Genomic DNA, 4,625 nt, shown 5'->3' with positions numbered 1-4,625 from the left:
GGGGCAGGCAAGACTACGTTTCTCGATGTGCTGACGGGCAAGGTTAAGCCTACTCGAGGCCGGGTGCTGTTTAAAGGAAAAGATCTGACCAAGCTCAAGGAACATGAGATCTCGATTTTGGGTGTTGGGCGCAAGTTTCAGACGCCGCGGGTCTATCAAAACTTGAGCGTGCGAGAAAACTTGGAGCTATCCCTCAACCCTGACAAAAGGGTTTTTTCCACCCTATTGGGCAAAAAGCATCTGCGAGAAAAAACGGATGCTCTTTTGGAAACCATTGGCCTCAGCCGTAAGGATCGGGTTCCGGCAGGGCTGCTTTCCCACGGAGAAAAGCAATGGCTGGAGATCGGCATGGTGATTGCTCAAGATCCGGATTTGCTGCTGCTGGATGAATGCGTGGCCGGGATGACGGACAAAGAAACAGAAGCTACAGGGGAGTTGATTCAATCCTTAGCCCAAAGCCACACCATTTTGGTGATTGAACATGACATGGTATTTGTCCGGCAAATTGCCCGCAAGGTTACCGTTTTACACCAAGGCTCGGTGCTGTGCGAAGGTACCTTTGAGGATGTGAAAAACGACCCGCGAGTGATTGAGGTCTATCTCGGATCCCACAAGGGGAAAAACTAAGCAAAGAGGCTATAGTTCTGTATCTAATCGACTCATGCGCAGGCCTATGAATACGGAAAACGCGACCGCAACACAAAACTTATCCCGAGATGGATCCGGGCCTCTCCTGGAGGTCTCCAACTTGAGGGTTTACTATGGTCAGAGTTTAATTGTGAAGGATCTCTCTTTTAAGATCTTTCCCGGCCAAGCGGTTTGCCTTCTGGGCCGCAATGGTATGGGCAAAACCACCACACTTAAAGCCCTGATGGGACTTCTGAAAGACTGCACAGGCAAAATTGCTTTTGAGGGCCGTCCTATCAACCATTACCCTCCCAATTGGCGAGCCCGCGCCGGTATTGGCTATGTACCCCAAGGTCGAGAGATATTTCCCCGCCTAACGGTTGAGGAAAACCTGCTGGTGGGTCTAGAAGCGGCACCAGACAGAGAACGGATCATACCTGAGTTTGTCTATGACCTATTCCCAATTCTGCGTTCTTTTCTTAAACGGCTGGGTGGGGATTTGAGCGGTGGGCAGCAGCAGCAACTGGCCATCGCCAGAGCTTTGGTGGCAGAGCCCAAACTTTTGCTCCTGGATGAGCCTACAGAAGGGATCCAACCCTCCATCATCATCGAGATTGAAGAAGCCATCACCCGTATTCAAAAGGAGCGGGGCGTTTCGGTGTTGCTGGTGGAGCAGTATTTTGAGTTTGCCCAAAGTCTGGCCGATTACTTTTATCTTATGGAAAATGGATCCCTTATCATGGAGGGGCCGACTGACCAAATGGACGAAGAAAAAGTCCGAGCTCACCTTTCTATCTGAGGTGGCACCTGGAAAGCCTGAAAACCTCTATAACTTTTTTGAGAGCGGCAAATGGCATCCTGCATGTTCCAGAGACCTTGCCTAAACTTCTGGAAAAGCGAGAAGTCCACCTGCGAGGGGATAGGCTAGGGTTAGCCCTGGGCTTCCTTGAGCAGCAGCGTTGGCTAAGCTAGAAACTGTTCAAGATTGCGCTAGCTTGCCATTTCCATCCACAGGTTTGTGTCTCCTCCGATTCACTTCACTGCAGAGCCCTGGCTGCACACCTACAGCGAAATTATCGATGTGCGCTCTCCGGCAGAGTTCGCAGAGGATCATTGGCCGGGAGCCATCAACTTGCCTGTACTCTACGATACAGAACGGGCGGAGGTGGGCACGCTCTACAAGCAGGTGGATCCCTTTACAGCCCGCAAACGAGGGGCAAGCTTGGTGGCCCAGAACATCAGTCGCCACTTGCAAACCCATTTTGCCGATAAAGATCGCGATTACCGGCCCCTAATCTACTGCTGGCGGGGAGGGCAGCGCTCTGCCAGCTTGGCATTGGTGTTGTCCCAGGTGGGCTGGCAGGTTACGGTTTTGCAAGGTGGCTACAAAACCTACCGGGCCTGGGTGCGCCGACAGCTGCAGATCTTGCCCCAGGAATTTACCTACCGAGTGCTCTGCGGGCCAACAGGGAGTGGCAAAACCAAGTTGCTTGACTATCTGCGCAAACAGGGATCCCAAGTTCTCGATCTGGAAAAGCTGGCCTGTCACCGGGGATCCCTCCTGGGGGCCGAGTGGGGAACCTCGCAGCCCACTCAGAAGAGCTTTGAAAGTCAACTGGTGCAGGCCTTTCTCCAGTGGGATCCCGCCAAGCCGGTCTGGGTGGAGTCGGAAAGTGCCAAAGTGGGCCAGCTTCATTTGCCCCCTGCTCTTTGGCAGGCCATCACCCAAGCCGACTGCGTAGAGGTGCAGTTGCCTCTAGAAGAACGGGTGAAGGGGTTGATCGCCCACTATCCCCACTGGATAGCCCACCCCCAGGCGCTAAAGGAAAAATTGCTGTCTTTGAAGTCCCGCTACGGCCAGGCCTGTTTGCAGCGCTGGTTTGAGCTCATCGACGCCCAAGACTGGCCGCAATTTGTGCGGGAGCTACTGCAGCAGCACTACGATCCCACCTATCGCCACGGCCTGCAGCAACACTTTAACCGTATCCGCGCTCGCCTTGAGCTGCCTGACCTCTCCGAGAGCAGCCTACAGGAGGCCGCTGTCCGACTCAGGGGGATGTCGTTTTGACCTGCGCCAGCCCTCGCCGGGCAAGCGCGACCAAGTCTGGCGGCGGAAATGTCAAGCAAAGTCCTGTTTGCCCCTCTCAGAGGGGAACTAGGGACTTCGAGGCTGACTGCTGCAGCTCCGACAGCAACGAGGCGGGGTGCTCCTTGTAGGGCCAGGCAAAAGCGTGACGAAAAGCCGCCTCCTGACAGCGCTTGAGCTGGTCGAAATCGATAATGTCGTGCGTGAGCAAGTTTTCGTACTCAAACGGCAGGCGCACGTTGTGCAGGCCGGCGTTGTCGGTGCAGATGGCGATATCTACCCCCGCGTCAAAGCAGCGGTCGAAGACGATTTTGAGGGGCTCCAAGCTGGGCAGCGTCCCCGTCTTCAGGTAAGTGGTGGGACAGACCTCCAGGCATTGGCCGCGCCGCGCCAGCTCTGGCAGCAGCTCTGGGTAGTGGAGAGGGATCTGGATCCCGTGGCCAATCCGCGAGACATAGGGCAGCAGCTCTGGGTAACAGCCATCCAAAGTCTCATAGAGATGGGCAGTGGTTTTGAGGCCACGGGCCAGGGCATATTTGAACAGCTCAATCCACTCGTCCATGCGTTCGCCGTAGGCCTTATCTCCCCCCGCCAGGTCGATGGCAGACACGTATTCGGACTCGGCGGCGGCCTCCACCATGGCGCGGTTGATATGGCTGGGCAGGCGGGAGTGCAAACACACAATCTGGGTGGTGACGATGGGATATTCCCGCTGCTGGCTGGCTTGCCCTACCGTTTCGATAACTTGGCGCATCTGCTTGAGGCGATCCGCCTCGTCCAAGCTGGGATCTGTGCGCAGATAGGGGGTGTAGCGAATCTCTAGATAGGCCAAATCCTCAAAAACATAGGCCCCCCGCAGCAGACGGTAGATGAAATAAGGTAAGCTTTCCAGGGTTTGCACCTGTTCCACTAGCGTGTGCAGCTCCAAGTAATCTTCAAGGGTGTTGCGCGGGCGGGTGTAGAACTCCTCAAACTCGGCGTAGTCAGGAAAGCGTGCTGCCAGAGGGGATCCCTGGCGATGCAGGTAGCGCCACAAAATCCTAGGAACGACCGAACCGCCTAGGTGGCGGTGTAACTCCGCATGCAGTGCCATACTTCAAAGCTTCCCCCAGAGGCTCCCCTCACCGCCCGCCAAGGGCGGACCTGGCTTGGTTGTTAAGTACTATTTCTACTGTTATCCAACAGCGGCAGTCCTGTCCAGGCGCAATTGCGCAGGGTCGGCTAGCCGGGGGCCAGGTGATGAGGTTTCTAATAGCCAGGTTTGATGACCAGGTCAATGCTTGAGTCCTGGTCGAGCCCGGCCAGGGATCCCGGCAAACTAGGTAAAGAGCCTTAAGATAGTTCTGGAGGTTTGCTGAGCAGAGATACTCAGGAGCGATTCTGGTAAAAGGCTGTTGGCTGTAGCCGACGGCAATCCCCCTGGAAGGGTGCGGTATGAACTTAGCGTAACGAGGTTATCTTCATGGCGCTGCCCAGCTTGCACGAGTTTCCCTGGCTGACCACGGTCATCGTCTATCCGGTGGTGGCCGCCCTCTTCATCCCCTTGATCCCGGCGCCCGCTGGGGATCCCACTACCCGCGTCTACGCGCAAAAGTTGGCAGAACGGGTTCGCTGGTTTGCCCTCTTCATCGCGGTTACCGACCTGCTCATTTTGCTGGCTGGCTTCTATGTCGGCTATGACCCCAGCCAGACAAGCTTACAACTGCTGGAGCGCTACACCTGGGTGCCGCAGGTGGGGCTGAGCTGGTCGGTGGGGGCCGATGGCCTTTCCATGCCGCTGATCCTGCTCACGGCTTTTGTGACCACGCTTGCCATCTTGGCCGCCTGGCCGGTCACCCTCAAGCCGCGCCTGTTTTATTTTCTGATGTTGGCCATGTACGGCGGGCAGATCGGGGTGTTCGCCGTGCAGGAC

The 4,625-nt window shown here is 56.0% G+C and carries 4 protein-coding genes and 1 pseudogene; 4 read left to right on the top strand and 1 reads right to left on the bottom strand.

What is annotated here, in order from left to right; genetic code table 11:
* The 3 genes from NW809_RS10875 to mnmH all read left to right on the top strand — a co-directional run.
* The coding region (locus NW809_RS10875) for an ABC transporter ATP-binding protein (protein ID WP_414402126.1) at window positions 1-627 on the top strand (627 nt) is incomplete at its 5' end.
* Window positions 628-661: 34 nt separating this feature from the next.
* Window positions 662-1,426: an urea ABC transporter ATP-binding subunit UrtE gene (gene urtE, locus NW809_RS10870; protein WP_011433598.1), complete on the top strand. Its 765-nt coding sequence runs from the start codon at window positions 662-664 to the stop codon at window positions 1,424-1,426.
* Between the two features lie 219 nt (window positions 1,427-1,645).
* Window positions 1,646-2,695 carry a tRNA 2-selenouridine(34) synthase MnmH gene (gene mnmH / locus NW809_RS10865; protein ID WP_414402125.1) on the top strand — a complete coding sequence of 350 codons (1,050 nt, stop codon included), beginning with the start codon at window positions 1,646-1,648 and terminating at the stop codon, window positions 2,693-2,695.
* A gap of 76 nt (window positions 2,696-2,771) precedes the next feature.
* Here the strand turns inward: mnmH and NW809_RS10860 are convergent, their stop codons facing one another.
* The gene (locus tag NW809_RS10860) at window positions 2,772-3,806 is read right to left on the bottom strand and encodes an adenosine deaminase (protein ID WP_011430736.1); all 1,035 of its coding nucleotides are present in this window, start codon (window positions 3,804-3,806) and stop codon (window positions 2,772-2,774) included.
* Window positions 3,807-4,175: 369 nt separating this feature from the next.
* On the opposite strand from NW809_RS10860, the pseudogene NW809_RS10855 reads away from it, so the two are divergent.
* A pseudogene (locus tag NW809_RS10855) lies at window positions 4,176-4,625 on the top strand (NAD(P)H-quinone oxidoreductase subunit 4); the annotation flags it as partial.

The sequence above is a fragment of the Synechococcus sp. WC101 genome (genome assembly GCF_047461555.1).
Taxonomy (GTDB): Bacteria; Cyanobacteriota; Cyanobacteriia; order Thermostichales; family Thermostichaceae; genus Thermostichus.
Note: the sequence above shows the minus strand (reverse complement) of the source record. Positions and strands in the feature narration are given on the sequence as shown.